We start from the raw sequence: 18,607 nt of genomic DNA, 5'->3' as shown, positions 1-18,607 counted from the left end.
GCTACCCCCGCCTCGCCGGCACCACCAGCGCGTCGAGCGCGGCGCAGCCCTGGGGTTTCACCAGCAGCGGGTTGATGTCGATCTCGGCGAGATGGTCGCCGAGATCGACCGCCAGCGCCGAGAGCCGCACCAGGGCGCGCGCGAGGGCGGCGATGTCGGAGGGCGGCGCGCCGCGCAGGCCCGACAGCAGGCGACGAACCTTGAGCTTGTCGATCATGCGGAGCGCGCTGGCCTCGTCGAGCGGCGCCAACGCGGCTTGCACGTCGCGCATCAGCTCGACCAGCGTGCCGCCGGCGCCGACCAGGATTACGGGTCCGAATTGCGGATCCTTCTTCAGCCCCAGCACCAGCTCGACACCGCCCGGCGCGAAGCGCGTGACCAGCACATGCGAGCCGATCCGCTCGTTCAGATCGAGGAAGGCCGCCTCGACCGCGGCCTCGTCGCGGAGGTTGAGCTTGACGCCGCCGACATCGGATTTATGCGCGATATCGGGCATGGCGGTCTTGAGCACCACCGGATAGCCCAGGGCCGTTGCCGCCTGCTTCGCCTCCGCGAGCGTATAGACCAGCCGGTAAGGCAGGACCGGAATCTCGTAATCCGCCAGCAGCGCCAGCCCTTCGGCCTCGGAGAAGACGCGGCCGCGGGCGAGCCGTTCCTTCCAGCGCTGCCTGACCGCGGCCGAGGCCGGCGCCGGCGTCGCGATCGCCGGGCGCTGGCGATGATCGCGATGATCGAGCGCATGGCGCACCGCGCGCAGCGCGGCGACGGTGCCGTCGAGGACGGGCACGCCGGCGTGGGTCACCTCGACCGCGCGGCGCTGGTGATCGAGCGACGCCGAGTTGGTCGCGAGCACGACCGGCTTCGAGGTGTTGGCCGCCGCATCGAGGCAGGCTTGCGTGCAGGTCTCGCTGTAGAGATTGTCCTGCAGCATATCGAGGAAGAACATGCCGATCGCGGTGGCGGGATCGTCGAGCAGCGCCTGGAAGCAATCGCGCATGATCCCGCCATAGTCGTTGCCGGTGCCGAAGGCATCGAGCGGATTGACCGGATCGAGCCCGTAATCCAACCGTGCCGCCAGCTTCGCCCGGGTCCCTTCATTGATCGCGGCGAAGGGAACGCCGATATCGGCCGCGTGATCGACCACGAGCTCGCGCTCGCCGCCCGATTCATGGATCGTCGCCACCGCACCGGGCCCGACGCGGCGCGGATGCGACAGCAGCAGCAAGGTCGTCACCAGCTCGTCGATGGTGTCGACGCGGGCGACACCGTAGCGATCGAACAGCGCGCCATAGGCCACGTCGTTGCCGGCGAGAGCGCCGGTGTGGCTGACGGCCATCTGCGCCGCCTGCTCGCTGCGCCCGACCTTCAGCACCACCACCGGCACGTCTTGCGCCTGCGCGCGCTCCAGGCTTCGCCGGAAGGCGTCGGGATCGCGCACGCCTTCGAGGAAGAGGCCGATGGCGCGCGTTGAATCGAGCCCCAGCGCGTAATCCATATAGTCCGCCGTGGAGGTCGAGAGCTCGCGCCCCGTGGAGACCGCGAAATTCAGGCCGAGACGGTGATTGTGATTGACCACGGCGGCGAAGACCGAGCCCGACTGGCTGAGGAAGGTGACGCCGCCCGGCAGGCGCTCGATGAACGGATAGGAGTTCACATGGATGCGGGCCTGGTAATGGCAGAACCCCATCGAGTTGCCGCCGCAGATCGGCAGGCCCGCCTCGCGCGCCATGGCGGACAGGCGATCGGCGAGGCGCGGCTCCTGTGCCTCAGGCATGACACAGCTGCCGAAGATCGCGGCGGAGCGAGCGCCCGCCCTGATCGCCTTCCCGAGCTGCTCTTCCAGTCTCTCGTTGGAAACCGCCAGTACCGCCAGATCGACCGCTTCCGGCAGCGCCTCCAGCCCGGCATAACAGGTCAATCCCTCGATCTGCTCATAACGCGGATTGACGGGATAGATCGGACCGGCAAATCCCAATGTCTTCAGCGTCCGGAGCATCGATTGCCCGGTGCTGTGTTCCTTCGGCGAGGCGCCGACGATGGCGATGGAGCGCGGCTCGAGCAGCGTGGAAAGTTTGTGATCGGTCATTGGCGATGACTGTCCTGGAAGCGCAGGACGATATCAATCCATGCTTTTCGTGAGCTACCGATATTTCAACGGGGCTTGTCGGATTCCGCCGAAGGGTGGAAAATTGGCCTCAGCCCGCCCATCTCCCTCCCTAGAGCCACTCTTGGCGCAGGAGATCTTGATGAACATGCAAGCCAAAGCCATGAAGCTGCCGGGCCCGGATCATCCGATCGCGATCGAGCCCAATCCCTTAAGGGTTCGCGTCACCTGGAACGGCAAGGTCATCGCCGACACCACGCGCGCCTTGACCTTGCGCGAGGCGGCCTATGCCCCGGTCCAGTATATTCCGCGCGCCGACGTGAAGATGGCCCTGCTGAAACACAGCAACCACAGCAGCCACTGCCCCTATAAGGGCGATGCGTCCTACTACAATATCGAGCAGGACAATCAGCGCGCCGAGAATGCGGTCTGGAGCTACGAGGCGCCCTATGACGCGATGGCGTCGATCAAGGGCTATGTTGCCTTCTATCCGAACCGCGTCTCCTCGATCGAGGAGCTGACGGCCTAAGCGCGGGCTCGATCCGCTAAAGCGCCTTGCGCAGCGTGAGATTGTAGCGATAGGGGCCCGTCAGCGGGTCGCTGCCCTCGGCCAGCGGATCGATCCCGTGATAGCGGTGACGCGACGGCCCGCCCCAGACCACGACGTCGCCGCTTTCCAGCCGCAGCCTTAGCGGCTTCTGCCGGCGCTCCTCGCCGCCGAAGAGAAAGACCGCCGGCAGGCCGAGCGAGACGGAGACGATCGGCTGCGAGAAATCGCGCTCGTCCTTGTCCTGATGCAGCGAGAGCTTCGCGCCCGCCTCGTAGCGATTGATCAGGCAGGCATCGGGCTCGAAACCGGAAAAGCCCGCGGCCTTCGCAGCACCCGCGGCCAGGGCCGTGAACATCGGCGGCATGGCGGGCCAGGGCCGGCCGCTCTGGGGATCGGTGGCGCCGTAGCGATAGCCGCCGAGATCGGTGATCCAGCCGGCCGCGCCGCAATTCGTCATCGCGACCGACATCGCGTAACCGCCCGGCGTCACCATGCGACGAAAGGAGGAAGCCTTGGCGACATGCTCGATCTCCTGCAGCAGCGCCGGCAGGCTGGCCTGCACGAAGCCGCGCAGCAGGGCGGCCCCCGGCGCCAGCGGTCTGATGCCGCCGGCGCCCGGCGCGGGGCGGGCAAAGAGATCGGCCAGGGCGCCCGGGCTCTGTCTCATCGCGCGTCGTGGAAGATGATGCCGAGGGTGAAGCGGCGCCCGCTCTTGAGCCGGCTCACGCCGTGGCGCATTGCGCTGCGATAAACGCCGCGCTTGCCTTGCACCGGCCGGTGATTGACGGCGAAGATCACGCCCTCGCCTCGCGTCAATGACACGACCTCGCCCCGCGATTGCTGGCGAGGCCGCTGCTCGGTCAGCATGAACTCCCCTCCGGTGAAATCCTGGTCGGGCGCGCTCAACAGGAAGGCGACCTGCAACGGAAAAGCCAGCTCGCCATAGAGATCCTGATGCAGGCAATTATAATCGCCGGCGCCGTATTTCAACAGCAGCGGCGTGGGCCGGCGCTGACCCGCCTCATGGCAGCGCTCGAGATAGGCGTCATGTGCCGGCGGATAATCCGCCGCCGCTCCCAGCGCCGCCTGCCAGCGATTGGCAATCGGTGCCAAGTGCCGATAGAGCGCGCCGCGCAAGACCGACACCGGCTCGGGCAACGGATAGGTGAAATATTTGTATTCGCCGCGCCCGAAGCCATGGCGCGCCATGATGATTTGACTGCGAAAGCGGGCGTCATCGTCATAGCCCGCGATCAGGGCCTCGCATTCGGCCGGAGTCAGAAGCGGGTCCGTGGTGGCGTGGCCCCGCTCGTCGAGATCGGCGGCAAGGCGCGCCCAGTCCAATGCCTGGACACGGCTGTCCATCGCGTGGAGCCGTGGGGACCGGGTGGCCGTGGCAGGACGAGTCATGGCGGTGATTTGGGATCTCGGTCGGCCGGAACAAGCTTCATGGGTCCTCTCGGGGGGCTGCGGTTCGGATCTAAGCCTTGCCGGGGCCGCCCGCGCGCCCCGGTTCTTGCGGTCTTGCGGGCGGCTTCCCGCCGGCCCCGCCTCGCCATAACCTGCCGGCCGTGATATCCGGAAGACCAGCCGCCGGCCCGTCGTAACCGCGGGCTCGAGTTTGGGGATCTGCCTTGGCGAAGCCGCCTTCCACCACCCAGCGATCCTTGCCGCTGCAGGCGATCCTGACCTTGCTGTTTGTCGCGATCATCGTGGTGACGGCGGGCGGGCTGGTGCTTTACAGCCATGAGCGGCTGTCGCGGATCGCCAAGGTCGAGGCCCGCGAGAATTTCGACCGGATCTCGGCGACGATTGCCCGGGGGATCGGCGGGGCGATCGGCTCGGCGCAGATCTTCCTCGAGACCGCCGCCCTCAGCCTCGACACCGACATGCCGCCCGAGCAGCTGGCGCCGCTCTTCGCGCGGCTGCTGCGCCAGGTGGAACGCATCAACCCGGCGGTGACCGGCCTCACCTTCGGCCGGGGCGACGGCCGCTTCTATGCCGTGTTCGATCTCAGCCGCGGGGTTCCGGAAGAGGTCGCGGCCATCGCCAAGGACAAGGCCGCCTTCGCGGTCCGGATCGGCCTCCAGACCGGGCCGGGCGCCGGCGAAGGGGCCGACGAGCATTGGCAGGTGCTCGACGGCGATCTGAAGACCCTCGGCACCACCCCGATCACGATCACTGACTACGATCCCCGGCTGCGACCCTGGTACCAGGACGCCATGCGGCTCGGCGGCCTGGTGCTGACGTCGCCCTATCAGTTCAGGCCGCTGCCGGTGATGGGCGTCACCCTCGCGCAGCGCCTCGACGATTCGCCAGGTGATGTGATCTCGATCGATGTCGAGCTCGACGACCTCGACCGGCAACTGGCCGAGCTGCGCGAATCGCCGGAGATGGAGCTTTTCGTCTTCGACGACCGCGGCAATCTGATCGCCCATCCCGATGCCGCCCGGCTGCACATGGAGATCGAGCCCGGCGCGCCCGAGGCGATGACGCCGATCGCCTTGCTCAACGATCCCGAGATCGCGGCGCTCTATTCCAGCTATCAGAAGAATCCGGGTTCGGGAGACCGTGTGGTCACGATCGCGGGTCGTCCCTATCTGACGCGATTCCAGATCGTGAAGGGACCCGTGCGCGGCCTGACCACGGCGATGGCCGCCCCCTATGACCTGATCCTGGGGCCGGCCGATCGCCTGCAGACGCGCCTCCTGCTGGTCGGCATGGCGGCGATCCTGGTGGGCGCCGTCATCGTGCTGCTGGTGTCGGGGCGGGTCACGCGGCCCTTGCGCGACCTGCAGGCCGACGTCGCGCGCATCATGAAGTTCGATTTCGAGGAGCCGCCGCTGCGCCGCTCGAATATCGGCGAGATCGTCGAGCTGAACGGCGCCGTCACCGCGATGCGAACGGCCTTGCGGCAATTCTCGCGCTATGTGCCGGGCCAGCTCGTGCACAACATCCTGGCCCACCGGGTGCAGCCCGAGCTCGGCGGCAAGCGGCAGACGCTGACCTTGCTCTTCAGCGACGTGGTGGGATTCACCACGCTTGCGGAGAATCTCGATCCCGAAACCCTGACCCAGGTGGCGTCGCGCTATTTCAGCGAGTTGGGTGCGGCCCTGGTCGAATCCGGCGGCACCATCGACAAGTATATTGGCGACGCCGTGATGGCGTTCTGGAACGCGCCAACATCGCAGCCGGATCATGTCCGCCTCGCCTGCCTGGGCGCGCTCGAGGCGGCCGAACGGGTGAAGAAACTCAATGAGGCATTCCAGGCCGAGGGCAGCCCCGTCATGCTCACGCGCTTCGGGCTCCATACCGGCGAGGTCGTGGTCGGCACGATCGGATCCGTCGATCGCATCAACTACACGGCGCTGGGCCATGTGGTGAATCTGGCCTCGCGCATCGAAGGCCTCAACAAGCGCTACGGGACGACTATCCTGGTGAGCGACGCGGTGCGGCAGGGGGCGGGCGAGGATTTCCTGTTTCGCTTCGTCGATTCCGTGGTGCCTGTCGGCGCCACGGAGCCGATCGCGCTCTATGAGCTGATGGGCCTCGCCGAGAAGCTTCCCGACGCGCGCGAACGGGCGGCGTTGTGGAGCGAGGCTTGCGCCCGCTATTACGCGCGCGACTGGGACGGCGTGCTGGAGCGGCTCGACAAGATGCAGGCGCGCTGGCCGGAAGACCGGCTCGCCCAGCTCTATCGCGACCGGACCGACCGCCATCGCCGCGAGCCGCCACCCGCCGACTGGACTGGCGTCGAGCGCGCCAAGACGAAGTAGCGCCGCAGAGCCTGATCGTCTCGAGTCGAAACGACTTGAGACGTGAATCAGCCTCTCATTATTTGAATCAGAGCAAGATCGGATCAGCTTGGATCAAGCTGATCCGACCTTGCTCGGGGTTCAGGCGCCGGCGGCGGCCTTGGCCGGCCGGGCCGAGCCCATCTGGTCGCGAATCTCCGAGACGATCTCGAAGGAGCGCAGCCGCGCCTGGTGATCGTAGATCTGCGCGGTGATCATGATCTCGTCGGCCTCGGTCTTGGCGAGGAAGGCGTCGAGCCCGCGCCGCACGGTGTCGCGCGAGCCGACCACGGCCTCGGCCAGCGACCGGTCGATGCCGGCCTGCTCCATCGCCGACCAATGGCCTTCGCCTTCGAGCGGCGGCTGCAGCGGCGTCGGATGGCCGCGGCGCAGGTTGACGAACTGCTGCTGCAGCGAGGTGAAGAGACGCCGCGCCCCGGCATCGGTCTCGGCCGCGAAGATGTTGAGGCCCAGCATCGCGTAGGGCTTCTCCAGGGTCGCGGAGGGCTGGAACTGGCTGCGATAGATATCGAGCGCCTGCATCATCAGGTCGGGCGCGAAATGCGAGGCGAAGGCGAAGGGCAATCCGAGGATCGCCGAGAGCTGGGCGCTGAAAAGGCTCGACCCCAGCAACCAGATCGGAATCTTCAAGCCGATGCCCGGAACGGCGGAGACGGTCTGGCCGGGCTCGGCCGGACCCAGCAGCTGCTGCAGCTCCATCACATCGCGCGGAAACTGGTCGTCGGACGCCGTCATGTTGCGGCGAAGCGCCCAGGCCGTGCGCTGGTCGGTGCCCGGTGCCCGGCCCAGCCCCAGGTCGATGCGGCCGGGAAAGAGCGATTCCAAGGTGCCGAACTGCTCGGCGATCACGAGCGGCGCGTGGTTCGGCAGCATGATGCCGCCGGAACCGACGCGGATGGTCTTGGTCGCGGCGGCCACATGGGCGATCACGATCGAGGTCGCGGCGCTGGCGATGCCCGGCATGTTGTGATGCTCGGCCAGCCAGTAGCGCTTATAGCCCCAGCGCTCGGCATGGCGGGCCAGGTCGGCCGAGTTGCGGAAGGCATCGGCGGCGGTGCCGCCGACGCAGATCGGCGACAGATCCAGCACCGAAAATGGAATCATGAAGGGCTCCCGTTCGCGGGACCAAGGACGGGCCCGCCCGCTTAATCTGGGCTTCGGCCGATAAGACTCAACCCTTTCGTCATCATGGTTGTCGGCCACGGGTTATTTCTTGATTTCTGTCCCCTCCCCGGCGCGGGGGAAGGTTAGGGAGGCGGCAGCCCCCGCCCCGCCGCAACAATCAGACCGGCAACCGGTCCAGAAGCCGCTTCCACACCAGCGCAGGCCCGAGGAACCAGGGGTCGCCGCTATAGAGCGGGCGGGTCGGGAAAGACATGCCGTCGAGGGCGGTGCGTCCCTCCTTCCGGCCCAGCATCTGCTGGCCGACGCGCATGCCGAAATAGCCCGCCAGCGCGACACCGGCGCCGCAATAGCCCATGGCGTACCAGATGCCGTCGCGCTGACCCAGATGCGGCATCGTGTCGAAGGTGTAGGCGACGAAGCCGGCCCAGGAATGGCTGAGCCGCGTATGTGCCAGCTCCGGAAACAAAGCCGCCATCTCGGCATGCAGCATCGGCGCCGTCAGGACCGGATCGGTCTCGCGCGTCGCGACGCGGCCGCCGAACAGCAAGCACCGGCGGTCGGGCGAGAGCCGGTAATAGAAGATGACGCGGCGCGTGTCGGACACCACGCGGGCTTTCGGGATCAGTCGGCCGGCGAGCGCGGGGTCGAGCGGCTCGGTCGCGATGATATAGCTGCCGATGGGAATGACGCGGCGGCGAAGATCGGGCGAGACGCCGTCGGTATAGCCGTTCGTCGCGACCAGGACGTCGCGGGCGGTGATGGTTCCCCGCGCCGTCCGCAGCTTGAATCCCTGCCCGTCGCGCTCGATGGCTTGCGCCGCGCAAGGCGCGATGACGCTGGCGCCCGCCGCCTGGACACGGGCCAGCATGCCCTGGTGATAGAGCGCGGGGTCGAGTGCCGCATGGGCGGGATAGACCGCGCCGCCGAAATAGGCGTCCGTGCCGATCTCGCGGCGTTGTTCCGCGCGCGGGAGGATATGGGCCTCGACCTCGAGCCCCTTGGCCTGGTGGGCGACACGCCGCGCCAGCTTGTCGTAGCTTTTCGCGTTATGCGCGCCGATGAAGCGGCCGACCCGCTCCCAGCAGCATTCGATCTTCTCGCTGCGGATGAAATCCTCGGTGAAGGCCAGCGCGTGATGACCCTCCTTCACCATCGCGAAGGCGCGCTCGGCACCATGCAGCGGTGCCAGATCGGCGAAGCCCGGCTTGAGGCCCGTGCTGACCTGCCCGCCATTGCGCGTGCTGCAACCCCATCCGGCATCGGCGGCATCCAGCACCACGGTATGACGGCCGCCGCGCGCGAGCTGCAAGGCCGCCGACAGGCCGGTATAGCCCGAGCCGATGACCACCGCGTCGGCTCGCGCCGGCAAGGCGGTCTCGGGCAAAGCGGGACGCGGCACGCCGTCCCACCAGTAGGGCGCGGCGCGAAAGTCGGGAGTCAAAAGTGCATCGGGCGCGCGGCTCATGGCTCGGACTCGTCAGCGTGAAAAATGGCGTTCATGAATAGGGCGCCAGCACGATGGCGGCGTCGGGAACCGGCTTGCCGCGATCGAAGCGATCGACCGCGAAGGGCTTCATCCGTTCGTCGATCGTCCCGGTCGCGATCGCCTTGGCCATCAGCGAGCCGGCGCCGGGCCCTCCAGCCCAGCCATAGGACCAGCCGGCCGAGATCCAGAGCCCCTTCAGCGCGGGATGCTCGCCCATCAGGGGCCCGAAATCCTGGGTGATATGCAGCATGCCGGCCCAATGGCGCAGGATGCGGACATTGGCCAGCTGCGGGAACAGCTCGATATAGGCCTTGGCGGTCGCGGTCAGCACCGGCAGGTCGGTGTTGAGCGACATGCGCGGGCGCTCGGGCACCTCGACGCCGCCCACCACCTCCCCGCGCGGCGTCTGATGCAGGTAGCAGAGCTTGTCGATGATCGCCATCGCCGGACCGATCAGCGGGCGCATCGGCTCCAGCGCCATCGCCTCGATGCGCATGCCATAGCCGTCGACCTTGGTCCCGGCGAGCCCCGCCACCTCGGGCGTATGCGCGCCGCAAGCGATCACCACCGTGTCGGCCATAATCCGTTCATCACCCACCACCACGGCACTGACGGCACCGTTGCTGCGCTCGATCCGCGTCACCTGGGTGCGGTAGCGCACCTCGACGCCGCGCGCCTGGCAGGCGGCGAGATAGCCCTTCATCACCGCGTGATGCGGCGCGATCCCGCCATCCTCGAGATGCAGCGCCCCGGTGATGGTTTCGCGCGCGAGCGCCGGCAGCACCTGGCGCATCCCGCCTTGGTCCAGCATGCGCGAGCGCAGGCCATGGGCGCGATGCACCCCGACCGCGCGCTCCAGCATCGCCGCCGTCTTGTCGGTATGCGCGATCATGGTGTAGCCGCGCTGCGAGAACATGATGTTGTGGCCGAGCGTGCGCGACAGCTCTTCCCAGCAGCGGTTGGAATAGCCGAAGAAGGCGGTCCATTCCGGCGAGCCGAAGCCGCCGCGGATCAGGCTGCCATTGCGTCCCGAGGCGCCGCCCTGCCAATAGCCGGCATCCAGCACCAGCACATCGCGAACCTTGTGCTGCGCGAGGTTGAACGCGCAGGCGAGCCCATGGATGCCGCCGCCGATGACGACGACCGAAGCGCGTTTCGGCAAGGGTGCGCTCATCGCTCGGGCTCCAGCAGTCCGTCGAGCCCGGCGGCCTGCGCCACCGTGATGGCGCGGCGCGGATCGCGGTAGGAGGGGCGGCCGAAATTCTCGACCGGCGCGCCGGTCAATGTCGCCAGCGACGCCGCCATCATGTCCCAGCAGGGCGTGCCCTGGCAGGGCCCCATGCCGCAGGCGGTGAGCCGCTTCAGCACCTCGACATCGGTCTCGCCCGCCTCGACATGCCGCGCGAGCTCGCCCGTGCTCACATCCATGCAGGCGCAGACCATGGCCGCATCACCGCGGTCGGAGCCGACCATGACAGGCTCGCTCGCATCGGCGCCGACGAGCCGGACCTGGGACGTGGCCGCCGCCGGCTGCAGCTGCAGCAGCCCCTCGGAATCCGCCTGGAAGCGCAGATTGGAATCGCCGCGCCAGGGGCCGGCATGGACGACGCAATCGCAGGCGATAAGACGATCGGTCTCGACCGCGGTCACCTCGCGGCGACCCTGGATCCGGCGCAGCGCCCGCACCGGCGCGGTGCCGACGACCGTGACACCGAGCACCCGCAAACGTTCCGCGAGTTGAACCTCCGCGCCCGTGCCGACGACGAACACCGCCCGCCCCGGCGCCACGCCATGCACGCTCGCCAATGTCATCGCCGCATGAGCGTCGAGCACGCCCGGCAGATTGTTGCCGGGGACAATCGGCGGACAGGATCGCTGGCCGGTGGCGAGGACGACCCGTCCCGCCTCGATCACGGCAGCGCCATGGTCATGGCGGAGGGGCGCGCAAGCGACGAACCGTCCGCGCCGATAGAGACCGAAGGCCTCCATGCCGGTCAGGCATTCGACCCGCGGATCGAGCGCCGCTGCCGGCGCTGCCATCAGGCGGGCGAAACGCGCGCAACCATCGCCGCGCGTCACCAGCAGCACGCGCTCGCCGCGCTGCGCTGCCTCGTTGGCCGCGGCGCAACCCGCGGGGCCGCCGCCGATGACGACCGTATCGGCCTTCAGCCGCCGCCCGGCAATGGCATCGGGCGACAATCCCGGATCGGGCGGATCGGCCATGCCGGCGAGAAACGCCAGCAGATGCTCCCAGCAGCGATAGAGCCAGCTGCCGTTGCGAACATCGATCTCATGCTCGAAGCCGGCATAGAGCCGGCGTGCGGGCAGAAGTTGCGCCAGGGCCAGGAGGTCGAAACGCGCACAGGGCCAGACATTCTGGATGCGCGCCTCCAGTCCTTCGCGCACCGGCTCGAGGTCGAGGCGCACATTCGGGCGCCCATCGACGCGGCCCAGCGCGGGGCCGATGAAGCTGCCCGACAAGCCTTGCGGGCGATGGCGTTTGCGCGAGCGCGCGAGCAGCCTGATGCCGTTGGCATAGAGCGCTGCCGCGACCGTGTCGCCCTCGCGCGCTTCCACCGCCCGTCCGTTCCAGCGGAACGAGAGACGACGCGTTGGCGCTTGCGCCAAGCGCATCATCGGCGAGCCTGCACCGTGGAATTTTCCTCACTCATGCGTCGCTTCGACATTGCGTCGTCCCTTGAATCTCTGGCGCGGCGATGGCGGACAATGGTAGAGGTCCCGCAACGAAGAAATATCGCGGGAGCATTTCGATGATCGACCTCAGCGGCAAAACGGCAGTCGTGACCGGCGGCTCGCGTGGCATCGGACGCGCCATCGTCGAGACCCTGGCGGGTGCGGGCGCGCGTGTCGTGCTGCATTACGGACAGAGTGCCAAGGAAGCGTCGGCGATCGCCGATCGCCTGGGACGCGAACGCTGTCTGCCGATCGCGGCCGATCTGCGCGACGCCGCCGCGATCCCGGGCTTCTGGGAGAAGGCTCTCGCCTGGCAGGGCGGCATCGACATCCTGGTGAACAACGCGTCGAGCCGGCCGCTGGTCGAACCCGATGCGTCCTACGACGTCTGGGATGCGAGCTGGGTCGAGACCCTGCGCGTCAATCTGGTGGCGCCCGCCCATCTCTGCCGGCTGGCGGTGCAGCATTTCAAGACGCGCGGCGGCGGCAAAATCGTCAACCTCGCGAGCCGCCCCGCCTTCCGCGGCGACACGCCGAACTGCATCCATGACGGCGCCGCGAAAGGTGGTCTCGTCTCGCTGACCCGCAGCATCGCGCGCTGGCATGGCAAGGACAACGTCCTCGCCTATGTCGTGGTGCCCGGCATGATCCGGACCCACCAGCTCGAGGAATTCATCGACGCCTATGGCGAGGAGTACGCGCTCCACGACATCCCGCTCGGCGAGTTCGGCCAGCCCCAGGATATCGCCAACGTCGTTGCCTTCGTCGCCTCCGACCTGGCGCGCTACGCCACGGGCGCCACGATCCATGTGAACGGCGCCTGCTTCGTGACCTAGGCGACGGAAGGTGCGATCGGGTCTCGTTGCTGCCGGGGAATGGAACATCAGCGCCGCGAAAGGGGGAAAGCGGATTCGACGCCGGCTATTGTGAAGGATAATCGGCCCCTGTTTCAATCTTTGTGAAATCCTCGCGACCGACCTACCGTTCCGGCGGCGACTGCGCTACGGTCCAGGGAGCCGCCTAAAGGGGATCGATGGCCAAGAAATCCGTTGCCGCCGCTCGCACGCGCCGGGCCAAGCCCAAGGCTGCAGGGTCGGAGGTCGTCTCGGCCGCCGCGGCCGATCTGTGGCTGGGCCTGCAGATGCGGGCCCTGCGGCGCGCCAAGGGCCTGTCGCTGAAACGGCTGGCCGAAGCGGCCGAGCTCTCGATCGCCATGGTCAGCCAGATCGAGCGCGGCATCTCCTCGCCCTCGATCCGCTCCCTGCGCCAGCTGAGCAAGGCCCTGGGGGTCGCCCCGTCGCGCTTCTTCCAGGACGGCAGCCATCCGCCGGCGGCGGAGGTCGACAAGATCTTGCGGCGCAACGCCCGGCCCTCCATGCCGCTGGCGGCCAACATCACCAAACATCTGCTGACGCCGGCGTTCCCGGGGCTGATGGAGATGTTCCTCATCGTGCTGGAGCCGGGCGGCACCTCCGGGCCTGAAAGCTACACCCACAAGGGTGAGGATGCGGGCGTGGTGTTGCGCGGAACCCTGGAACTCTGGGTCGACCGGCAACGCTATATCCTCGAGGAAGGCGACGGGTTCCGCTTCAAGAGCTCGCTGCCGCATCATTTCACCAACGCTTCCGAGAAACGGACCGAGGTGATCTGGGTGCTCTCGCCGCCGAGCTGGGGCAAGTCGGGCCGGACCCGGCATCCGGCCAAATCCGGCGAGGGCGAGGGCCAGTAACGGCGCCCCGGCGGCCGGATGGCCCCGGCCTCCTTCACTTTAGTTGAAATTTTTTCAGATTATTTAAATCTCCCTTTCATGCGCGCAGGGGCTGTGTAATCCTGCGCGCCGCGATCGTCTTCCCCTTCGGGATGCGCTCGCGCGAGCCCGTGCCGCTCCCGAGCGGCGGTTTTCGCGAACGGGGCCGAGGCTTTCCTGCGAGCGATCGCAGGCTCGAGCAGGCCACCACGATTCCAGGCTCAGCCATGAAAACTTGGCCATGGATCGAGCCGGCAACCAAAGCCAAGGCAGGAGGAGGAAGACGAGATGGGGCCAATCGATAAGACGGTGAGTCGTCGCCAGTTCGGCGTCGGGCTTGCCGCAGCGACCGGGGTGGCCGCCCTGGCGACATCGTTGCCGTTGCGCCGGGCGCTCGCGGCGACGACCACGCTGACGGTCGTCAGCTATGGCGGCAGCTACCAGGAAGCCCAGGACAAGGCGATGTTCACGCCTTTCACCCAGGCCAATAGCGGCATCGCCATCCAGCAGGACAGCCCGTCCAGCGCCGCCAAGCTCAAGGCCATGGTCGAAGCGGGCCAGGTCACCTGGGACATCGTCGATATCGACGATTCCTTCGGCTTCGATTCCGACGCGCAATGGCTGGAGCCGATCGACTACACCATCATCGACCGCAGCCAGTTCATCGAGGGCTATGCCCAGAATTACCGCATCGGCTCGGACATCGAGGCGACGGTCGTCACCTATCGCAAGGACAAATTCGGCAGCAGCGTACCGAACAGCTTCGCCGATTTCTTCGACACCAAGAAGTTCCCCGGCAAGCGGACCATCTGGAAATATGCGCCGGGCGGCGTCTATGAGGCGGCTCTGCTCGCGGACGGCGTCGCGCCCGACAAGCTCTATCCGATCGACGTCGAGCGCGCGCAGAAGAAGCTGGACACCATCAAGGACGACCTCATCTGGTGGGACACCGGCGCCCAGTCGATGCAGCTCCTCACCAGCGGCGAGGCCACGATGGGCCTGCTCTGGGTGGGCCGCGCCCTGACCGCCGCCCAGACCGCACCCGTCGGTGTCGCCTGGGGCCAGTGGACCACGCAGAACGGCTGGTGGGTTGTGCCGAAGGGGACCAAGAACAAGAAGGCCGCCATGGAGGCCCTCAAGTCCTTCACCTCCCCGGAGAGCCAGATCCGCTTCACCGAATATCTGCCCTACGGCCCGACCAACAAGCTGGCAGTGGACAAGGTGGCGCCGACCTATAAAGGTAATCTTCCCACCGACCATCTCGACACCCGGGTCGAGGTGGATGCGAAATGGTGGAACGACAACCTCGCCAAAGTCGACCCCGTGTTCCAGGAATGGCTGCTGAAGTAAGGAACATCCCTCCCGCGCCAGCGGCAGCGCTGCCGAGAGTTGCGAGGCGCCATCTCGACGGGTGGCGCCTCCTTCTCATTCCGACGCTTGCGTTCCTGCTGCTGTTTTTCCTCTACCCGCTGGGTTTCGTGGGCAGCCGGAGCCTGCCCGGCTTCAGCGTCGCCTTCTACGAATCGATCGCGACCGTGCCGGTCTATCTGAAGGTCATCGTCCAGACCTTCCGCACCTCGGTGGTGGTGACGCTGGTTTGCCTGCTGCTGGGCTATCCCTACGCCTATGCCATGGCGCATAGCCGCGGCTGGAGGCTGACCCTGCTCTCGATCTGCCTGTTGCTGCCCTTCTGGGTCAGCCTGCTCCTGCGCACCTTCGCCTGGATGGTGCTGCTGCAGGACACGGGCATCATCAATTCGGCGCTGATCTCGGCCGGGATCATCGACCAGCCGCTGCATCTCATCCGCAATGTGCTGGGCGTCTCGATCGGCATGACGCATATCCTGCTGCCCTATGTCGTGCTGCCGATCTATTCGGTGATGCGCAAGATCGATCCGAAGCTGATGGAGGCCGCCAGCATCTCGGGCGCGCGGCCGTTGCGCGCCTTCGTCCGCGTGTTCTTCCCCTTGAGCCTGCCGGGCGTCTTCGCCGGCGCGCTCCTGGCCTTCACCCTCGGGCTGGGCTTCTACATCACGCCCGCGCTTCTCGGCGGCGCCCGCAACACGATGATCGCGCAGCTTATCGCCGGCCAGATCACCGAGCAGCTCAATTTCGGCTTCGGCAGCGCGCTCGCCATCGTCCTGCTGGTCCTGACCGCCCTGGCCTTCGGCCTGTTCGGCCTCTTCCTCAAGGCCGGACGCCACCAGATCAATCTGTCGGGCCTCTGACATGGCGCGCACCTCGCCCCTCGCCCGCATCGCCTTCACGATCCTGATCGCCGCGATCGCGCTGTTCCTGCTGGCGCCGACCCTGGTGGTGATCCCGATCTCCTTCACCACCACAACCATCGTGCAGTTCCCGCCGGTCGGGTTTTCGTTCCAGTGGTACGAGAATGTGATCCGCGATCCGGTCTGGCGCTCGGCCACCGTGACCAGCCTGCAGATTGCGATACTGACCGTGATCCTCGCGGTCGCGCTCGGCACCGCAACCGCTCTTTCGCTCCATCGCAGCGACTTCCGAGGAAAGGCCGTCCTGCGTGCGATCCTGCTCAGCCCGCTGGTGACGCCGGTCATCGTGCTCGCCATCGGCATCTTCATGGTGTTCGCGCGCTGGGGCCTCGCCGGCACGGTGCCGGGCCTGGTGATCGCGCACACGGTCCTGGCGCTCCCCTTCGTGATCGTCGCCGTGACCGCGACGCTTCACGGCGTCAATCCCAATCTGGAGCTGGCGGCGCTGGGGCTGGGTGCCCGGCCCTGGCGGACCTTCCGGCGGGTCACCCTGCCACTCATCATGCCCGGCGTCGTCGCCGGCGCGATCTTCGCCTTCATCACCTCTTGGGACGAGGTCGTCATCGCCATCTTCATGACGACGAGCTCGCTGCGCACCATTCCGGTGCTGGTCTGGGGTCAGATGCGCACCGAGATCAGCCCGGCGATCGCCGCCGTCGGCACCATCCTGATCGTGATCTCGGCCGCGGGGCTCGGCGCCATCAGCCTGTTGAAGCGCAAGGAGCGTCCATGACCGCTACCGTCCCGTCACAACCCGGCGACGCGGTCGCCCTCGAGGTCGCCGGCATCTCCAAATCCTTCGGCAGCGTAACGGCGCTGGAGGAGGTGTCGTTCCAGCTCCTTCGCGGCGAGTTCCTGACCATGCTGGGGCCTTCGGGTTCCGGCAAGACCACGACCTTGCGCATCATCGCCGGATTCGAGGCGCCCGATCGCGGCGAGGTGCGTCTCCATGGCCGCGACGTGGTGGGCGTGCCCGCCTATGAGCGCAATATCGGCATGGTGTTCCAGGACTACGCGCTCTTCCCGCATATGAGCGTGGCCGAGAACATCGGCTTCCCGCTCGAGGCCCGGAAGGTCGGGCGCGACGAGCGCAGGCGCCGGGTCGAGGCCATGCTGGCCGTCGTCGGCCTGAAGGATTTCGGCGACCGCCGCCCGCGCCAGCTCTCGGGCGGGCAGCAACAGCGCGTCGCCCTTGCCCGCGCGCTGGTATTCGATCCGGAGATCGTGCTGCTCGACGAGCCTCTGGGCGCGCTCGACAAGAAGCTGCGCGGCGTGATGCAGCTCGAGATCCTGCGCATCGCCAAGAGCCTCGGCACCACCGTGATCTCGGTCACCCATGACCAGGAGGAAGCGCTGGTCATGAGCGACCGCATCGCGCTCTTCTCGCAGGGAAGGCTGGTGCAGATCGGCACGCCGCGCCAGCTCTATGAGCATCCACAGACCTCTTTCGTCGCCGACTTCATCGGCGAATCGAATCTGCTGCAGGGTCGCTATGCGGCAGCGACGAGGCAAATCGTCGGCACGGGCTGGCACGCCGATCTGCCGCCCGGCAATGAGAAACGTGCGGCCCCCGCGGCCGGCGAGGCCATGACGCTGGTGGTCCGGCCGGAGAATCTGGCGATCCGCCCGCTCGGCAACAGCCAGACGCTGGTCGGTGGCACCGACGCGCGGCCCAATCGCTGTGCCGGCACGGTCCGCGACGCTATCTATCTCGGCGTCGAGTTCCGGCTGGTCGTGGCCCTGCCCGACGGCAGTTTGATCCAGGCCCGCAACCGCGAGCTCAAGCAGATGGAGGCCTGCCGCCCAGGCGCCGCGGTCGAGCTGAGCTGGCTCCCCATCGACTGCGTCGCCTTGTGCGGCTGACGAGCCCTGCGCCGGGAACGCGCGATCAGTAGCTCGGTTTGGCCACAAACGGCGTGAGCTGAAGCTCGTGCGTCCAGCAGGAGCGGTCTTGCCTGTGAAGATAGTAGAACGCCTCGGCGATCTTGACCGGATTGATCAAGCTATCGGGTCGATTCTGCGCTTGCGGCAGCGCCCGCACCCCGGGGGAATCGATGAGACCGTCGATCACGACATTGGCCACATGCACGCCATGCTCGGAATATTCCTCGGTCAGCACCTGCGCCAGCGCGCGCATCGTGACCCGGGGATAGTAGAGCGACTCTCCCGTCTTTCGCTTGGTGCCGCGCAGCGACTTGTTGTTGTTGGAGAAGAAGAACGACCCTTCGCCCTTCTTGCGCATCGCCGGCAGCACTTCCTTGGCGATGAGGAAGGGGCCCCGGCTGGCGATATGCTGCGCCGTATCGAACATCTCCACCGGGATATGCTCGAGCAGCTCCTTTTCCGGCGGAAGATCGCGGCCTTCCAGATAGCCCGCATTGTAGACCAGAACATTCGGGTCGCCGGCTTCGCGGCGGATCCTGGCGAAGGCCGCCGAGATGGAGTCTTGCGAGACGAGATCCAGCTCGGTGATCATGCATTCGCCGCCCTGCTCCCGGATGGCCTCCGCCAGCCCCGATGCATTGGCCTCCTTCCGGGTCGTCAGCACGACGAAGAAGCCCTCTTGCGCGAACTTCTGCGCAATGGCGCCCCCGACGCTCCAGCGCGCGCCGACCGGCAGCTCGCTATCGTCCAGCGCCTTGCCATGCGCCAGCAAAGTATTGCGGCCATCCGACTGCCATTTGGAGGTGGCACCGACCACCACCGCGACGGCCTTGCCGTTCCGGTTCGCCTTGTGATTCGGACTCATTCGAAGAGGCTCCCTTTCTGTTTCGTGGGGCTCGGCCAGACCGAGAGCG

At 67.2% G+C, this 18,607-nt stretch carries 16 protein-coding genes; 8 read left to right on the top strand and 8 right to left on the bottom strand.

Features of this window, described 5'->3' with window-relative positions; translation table 11 throughout:
• Position 1 precedes the first annotated feature (1 nt).
• Positions 2–2,086 (bottom strand): acetate--CoA ligase family protein, encoded by a 2,085-nt coding sequence (locus tag ACREE8_RS19735; protein ID WP_431574722.1) that lies wholly within the window; start codon positions 2,084–2,086, stop codon positions 2–4.
• Positions 2,087–2,246: 160 nt separating this feature from the next.
• Between ACREE8_RS19735 and ACREE8_RS19730 the strand changes: the two genes are divergently transcribed.
• Complete coding sequence (locus ACREE8_RS19730; RefSeq protein ID WP_431574721.1) at positions 2,247–2,633, top strand: DUF427 domain-containing protein; 387 nt, start codon at positions 2,247–2,249, stop codon at positions 2,631–2,633.
• Positions 2,634–2,649: 16 nt separating this feature from the next.
• On the opposite strand, the gene alkB is transcribed toward ACREE8_RS19730, so the two are convergent.
• Positions 2,650–3,321: a DNA oxidative demethylase AlkB gene (gene alkB / locus ACREE8_RS19725; RefSeq protein WP_431574720.1), complete on the bottom strand. Its 672-nt coding sequence runs from the start codon at positions 3,319–3,321 to the stop codon at positions 2,650–2,652.
• On the bottom strand, positions 3,318–4,019 hold the full coding sequence (locus ACREE8_RS19720; RefSeq protein ID WP_431574719.1) for a 2OG-Fe(II) oxygenase: 702 nt from the start codon (positions 4,017–4,019) through the stop codon (positions 3,318–3,320). Before ACREE8_RS19720 ends, alkB begins: the two co-directional genes overlap by 4 nt.
• Before the next feature lie 269 nt (positions 4,020–4,288).
• On the opposite strand from ACREE8_RS19720, the gene ACREE8_RS19715 reads away from it, so the two are divergent.
• Positions 4,289–6,430, top strand: a complete 2,142-nt coding sequence (locus ACREE8_RS19715) for an adenylate/guanylate cyclase domain-containing protein (RefSeq protein ID WP_431574718.1) — start codon at positions 4,289–4,291, stop codon at positions 6,428–6,430.
• Between the two features lie 120 nt (positions 6,431–6,550).
• Here ACREE8_RS19715 and ACREE8_RS19710 read toward each other — a convergent pair whose 3' ends face one another.
• From ACREE8_RS19710 to ACREE8_RS19695, 4 genes are all read right to left on the bottom strand, one after another.
• Entirely contained in the window at positions 6,551–7,573 is a 1,023-nt protein-coding gene (locus ACREE8_RS19710; RefSeq protein WP_431574717.1) for an LLM class flavin-dependent oxidoreductase, read from the bottom strand.
• A gap of 178 nt (positions 7,574–7,751) precedes the next feature.
• Complete coding sequence (locus ACREE8_RS19705) at positions 7,752–9,059, bottom strand: NAD(P)/FAD-dependent oxidoreductase (protein ID WP_431574716.1); 1,308 nt, start codon at positions 9,057–9,059, stop codon at positions 7,752–7,754.
• 31 nt (positions 9,060–9,090) lie between these two features.
• Positions 9,091–10,254: an NAD(P)/FAD-dependent oxidoreductase gene (locus ACREE8_RS19700; RefSeq protein ID WP_431574715.1), complete on the bottom strand. Its 1,164-nt coding sequence runs from the start codon at positions 10,252–10,254 to the stop codon at positions 9,091–9,093.
• Positions 10,251–11,708 (bottom strand): 2Fe-2S iron-sulfur cluster-binding protein, encoded by a 1,458-nt coding sequence (locus tag ACREE8_RS19695; protein WP_431574714.1) that lies wholly within the window; start codon positions 11,706–11,708, stop codon positions 10,251–10,253. The genes ACREE8_RS19700 and ACREE8_RS19695 overlap by 4 nt, the downstream gene beginning before the upstream one ends.
• Before the next feature lie 143 nt (positions 11,709–11,851).
• Between ACREE8_RS19695 and ACREE8_RS19690 the strand changes: the two genes are divergently transcribed.
• From ACREE8_RS19690 to ACREE8_RS19665, 6 genes are all read left to right on the top strand, one after another.
• On the top strand, positions 11,852–12,610 hold the full coding sequence (locus ACREE8_RS19690) for an SDR family NAD(P)-dependent oxidoreductase (protein WP_431574713.1): 759 nt from the start codon (positions 11,852–11,854) through the stop codon (positions 12,608–12,610).
• A 197-nt stretch (positions 12,611–12,807) separates the two neighbouring features.
• Positions 12,808–13,503 carry a cupin domain-containing protein gene (locus tag ACREE8_RS19685; RefSeq protein WP_431574712.1) on the top strand — a complete coding sequence of 232 codons (696 nt, stop codon included), beginning with the start codon at positions 12,808–12,810 and terminating at the stop codon, positions 13,501–13,503.
• A gap of 306 nt (positions 13,504–13,809) precedes the next feature.
• Positions 13,810–14,871 (top strand): ABC transporter substrate-binding protein, encoded by a 1,062-nt coding sequence (locus ACREE8_RS19680; protein ID WP_431574711.1) that lies wholly within the window; start codon positions 13,810–13,812, stop codon positions 14,869–14,871.
• Positions 14,856–15,749, top strand: coding sequence for an ABC transporter permease (locus tag ACREE8_RS19675; RefSeq protein WP_431574710.1), 894 nt, complete (start codon positions 14,856–14,858; stop codon positions 15,747–15,749). Before ACREE8_RS19680 ends, ACREE8_RS19675 begins: the two co-directional genes overlap by 16 nt.
• Position 15,750: 1 nt before the next feature.
• On the top strand, positions 15,751–16,542 hold the full coding sequence (locus ACREE8_RS19670) for an ABC transporter permease (RefSeq protein ID WP_431574709.1): 792 nt from the start codon (positions 15,751–15,753) through the stop codon (positions 16,540–16,542).
• A complete protein-coding gene (locus tag ACREE8_RS19665; protein WP_431574708.1) occupies positions 16,539–17,672 on the top strand; it encodes an ABC transporter ATP-binding protein in 1,134 nt (377 codons plus the stop codon). The genes ACREE8_RS19670 and ACREE8_RS19665 overlap by 4 nt, the downstream gene beginning before the upstream one ends.
• Positions 17,673–17,697: 25 nt before the next feature.
• Here the strand turns inward: ACREE8_RS19665 and ACREE8_RS19660 are convergent, their stop codons facing one another.
• A complete protein-coding gene (locus ACREE8_RS19660) occupies positions 17,698–18,558 on the bottom strand; it encodes an SDR family oxidoreductase (RefSeq protein WP_431574707.1) in 861 nt (286 codons plus the stop codon).
• Positions 18,559–18,607: the final 49 nt, after the last annotated feature.

Origin of the sequence: Hypericibacter sp., assembly GCF_050729195.1 — a bacterium.
Lineage (GTDB): Bacteria > Pseudomonadota > Alphaproteobacteria > Dongiales > Dongiaceae > Hypericibacter.
The sequence above is the reverse complement of the archived record's forward strand: the minus strand, read 5'-3'. Positions and strand labels throughout refer to the sequence as shown.